We start from the raw sequence: 3198 nt of genomic DNA on the forward strand, positions 1-3198 counted from the left end.
CCCCGTTTCAGGTACCTCTTCAGCCACTTGTAGAAGGTGGTGGGGGAGATGGCGAAGTGGCGGCAGGTCATCCTGGCATTTCCGCAGCTGCGAAAGTGCTCTATCCAGCGCAGCCTCCTTCTGGCCTCCCTGGAGAGGACCTCGCCCATCATTCTCTCCAACTCCCATTGATGGGGAAGCCTGGTGTGGTAGATACTAGTAGTGGTTCCAACTGAACCCTTCATTTGGACACCTCCTTGCTCTGCTTCTTTTACTACACAAAGCAAGTATAGGGGGTGTCCACCATGTTTATGAACCTGGGCAGATGCCGGAGGTTGCAAGCGGGAATGAGAGGTCAAAGGAGAATGAAACGGGGTCTAGGTTGGGCGAGGTGACGCCCATTGCCGGGGGGCTGCATCAAGGCCCCGTAGGACCCAAGGGACGCTGGAGCAAGAAGAGGAAGGCGGAGGTGGTCATCCGCATCTTAAGGGGCGAGCCGCTGGATACCCTCTCGCGTGAGCTTCAGGTGGAGGTCTGGCGCCTGGAGGAGTGGCGGGACAAGGCCCTGGCTTCCATGGAGGCGGGACTTTCCAGAAGAGAGGGTGACCCCATCCAGGAGCAGCTCGACTGTGCGATGAAGAAGATCGGCGAGCTCTCGATGGAGAACGAGCTGCTGCGAAAGCGCTGCGAGGCCAAGGAGTCTTTACTGCAAAGGAGGCCGCGGAGATGAGCGAGGCCATATCCCCCTCGACCGGGAAGCGGTACGGGGTGGTGAGGACCTGCGCCGCCTGGGGCATACCGCGCTCCTCCTTCTACGCAAGTCAATGCCCCAGATCCTGCCCGAATGAGGAGGCGCCCGCACCGGAGAGGAAAAAGCCCGGCCCCAAGACGGAGGTATCCGGCGAAGAGCTCTTGGCCCTCATCCGGGAGGACCTCTCCTCCTCCCCCTTCACCGGCGAGGACAGAAGCAAGGTGTGGGCCCGCCTGCGCTTCCGCCAAGGCATCCCGGTAGCAAGAAAGCGGGTGCTGCGCATCACGCGCGAGGCAAACCCGCTCTCCCCCCACCGCGTGCCCCGGAAGCCTCCCGGGAGCACACGGGAAGGATCGTAACCGGTGAGCCCAACGTCATGTGGGGGACCGACGGGGCCAAGGTGTTCACGACGGATGACGGCTGGGGATGGGTATTCGCCTGCCTGGAGCACTGGAACTCGGAATGTACGGGATGGCACGTAACCAAGCGCGGCGACCGCTTCGCCGCGTGTGAGCCCGTGGCCCGGGGGCCCATGTCCGAGTTCCGGTCGGTGGAGGCGGGAGCGGCCCGCGGGCTCTCCCTGCGCATCCACCGTGGCAGCCGGTACCTCTCGGACCACTTTCAGAGGCAGGTCAGGGCCCGGGGGATGGCCCCCAGCTTCGCCTTTCCGGAGCAGCCCCGGGCAGGCGGGGTGGTGGAGAGGTGCTTCCGCACCCCGAAGGAACAGGTCATCTACGGCAGGGCGTTCAAGAACCTGGAGGAGGTAAGGCAGGCGGTATCGGATTTCGTGGAGCTCTACAACCACCAGTGGCTCATCGAGAAGAACGGCTACCTAAGCCCTCAAGACGCCGGGAGAGCCTACTACGAGAGCGAGGCGGCATGAGCGATGATCGTAGGCTTGCTTTAAGCCAAAGTTGTGTCCAGGAAACCGGGTGCGGTACACCATCAAATAACTATATTTTTCTGATATTAAAGGATTTAGCATGAAAATTGCAGAAAACAAGGTTAAACCCAATATCAATCTAAACGAATATATTCTTATATGCGCAGACGACCATCAATACATATAGTCCGTGGGGAACCCAAACATCATCAACGGTAGTTTTGCCTGCTTCCTTGAACGAATTCTTAATAAATTCTTGAATTTCTCTCTTCCCGAAGACTACCGGTATTGGCTTACCTTCAAATTCAAAAGCACCATCTTTAGAAATCGGGGCCAACTCAGGTATTTTGTCCGCGTAAAATATTGGGTTGTCAACCAGTTTTACATGTGCCGATATGCCAAGCTCTCCAATTTCTTTAATGAAGAATAGATTGTAGAATGCAAAGCTCTCAATGGGATCAAATTCCCTTTTTATTCCGAGCTCCTCCTCCAGACCTCTTTTCAAGCATTCGCTAATGCTTGGTCTCTTATATGTTGAATCATAATCGCTGATACTCAAGCCTTCATTCATCGAGATGTGATATCTAACGAATGGCGAGTTTACAACTCTGGCTGATCGCTTTGTTATTAGAATAAAGCGATCGGGCGTTTCAACAACTGCGTTGACTCCAAGCGATGGCAATAGGAATTTAACCAATGGGTGCGCTTGAATGTCATCCTGCGATTGAATTTCTATTTTACCACTTTCGAATAGATCCCTATAAATCAAATGTAACACTTGTTTCGTAAAGAAGTCGCTCTCATAAACTTCAAGATTTAGGGTATTCAGTTCTCCGAGGCCGGTGCGGCTATAGTTAAAAGATAATATTCCAAAGCTTTTTGCGTTAAACTTATAGCCCATTCTGCCATTCAATAATAATTTAGCAACAAATTTTCTGAAAGGTTCTATTCTATCCCGTATTTCATCAGGAAGATCAGAGAAATTATCGCTTCCGTTAAAGCTTAGATCTGTGTCAACGTAGCAATTAAAAGATCGATGCTCAATGAGCTCCTTCGGTGGCAAAATGAAAAACTTCTTGTTTGGGTTTTCAATAGTGATTCTCTCTATAGCATATCCTTCGGGGGCGTTGTCGATATTCATGATGTGTTGAGAAGACCTTAGTAGCCAAAAGTTGAAAGATGAATAATCCGTTTCTATTCTCTTGTGCGCTTTTTCATATAATCTTTTGGATTTATACCTAGCAATAAAAGCATTGATTGGTTCACTGAAGATATATGAGAGTATAAGGTATAACAATGTGGTAATAAACCAAACGATAATCCCAGAAACTATTGCGCTTGACATCAGACGGCTCCAAGCAAAACTTTGTTCAATTAACCCTAATAAGACTTGCTGCTAGAAATTTCTCTTATCATTTATTGTATATTATACCTTTAGTGCCCGGGTTCAGAAACATGGTCGAATTGACTCATAATTTTTCTACACGAAACGGATTCGTTGCCTCAAAATAAAAATCTACTCGAAGCGAGGTACCGAAAATCCCCTCGGAGAGCACCTATACCGAGGGGGTGAGGAAGTTGAGGT

Annotated in this window: 3 protein-coding genes and 1 pseudogene; 2 read left to right on the forward strand and 2 right to left on the reverse strand. The window is 51.0% G+C overall.

Annotation, left to right across the window (positions count from 1 at the left end; genetic code table 11):
- A partial coding sequence (locus tag H5T73_12790; GenBank protein ID MBC7248635.1) for a helix-turn-helix domain-containing protein occupies positions 1 to 224 on the reverse strand: 224 nt, incomplete at its 3' end.
- Between the two features lie 137 nt (positions 225 to 361).
- Between H5T73_12790 and H5T73_12795 the strand changes: the two genes are divergently transcribed.
- On the forward strand, positions 362 to 709 hold the full coding sequence (locus tag H5T73_12795) for an IS3 family transposase (GenBank protein ID MBC7248636.1): 348 nt from the start codon (positions 362 to 364) through the stop codon (positions 707 to 709).
- Positions 706 to 1613: pseudogene (locus tag H5T73_12800) on the forward strand (DDE-type integrase/transposase/recombinase). Before H5T73_12795 ends, H5T73_12800 begins: the two are co-directional and overlap by 4 nt.
- Positions 1614 to 1752: 139 nt before the next feature.
- On the opposite strand, the gene H5T73_12805 reads toward H5T73_12800, so the two are convergent.
- Positions 1753 to 2754: a hypothetical protein gene (locus H5T73_12805; protein ID MBC7248637.1), complete on the reverse strand. Its 1002-nt coding sequence runs from the start codon at positions 2752 to 2754 to the stop codon at positions 1753 to 1755.
- Positions 2755 to 3198 lie beyond the last annotated feature (444 nt).

The organism is Actinomycetota bacterium (genome assembly GCA_014360655.1).
Lineage (GTDB): Bacteria > Actinomycetota > Geothermincolia > Geothermincolales > RBG-13-55-18 > JACIXC01.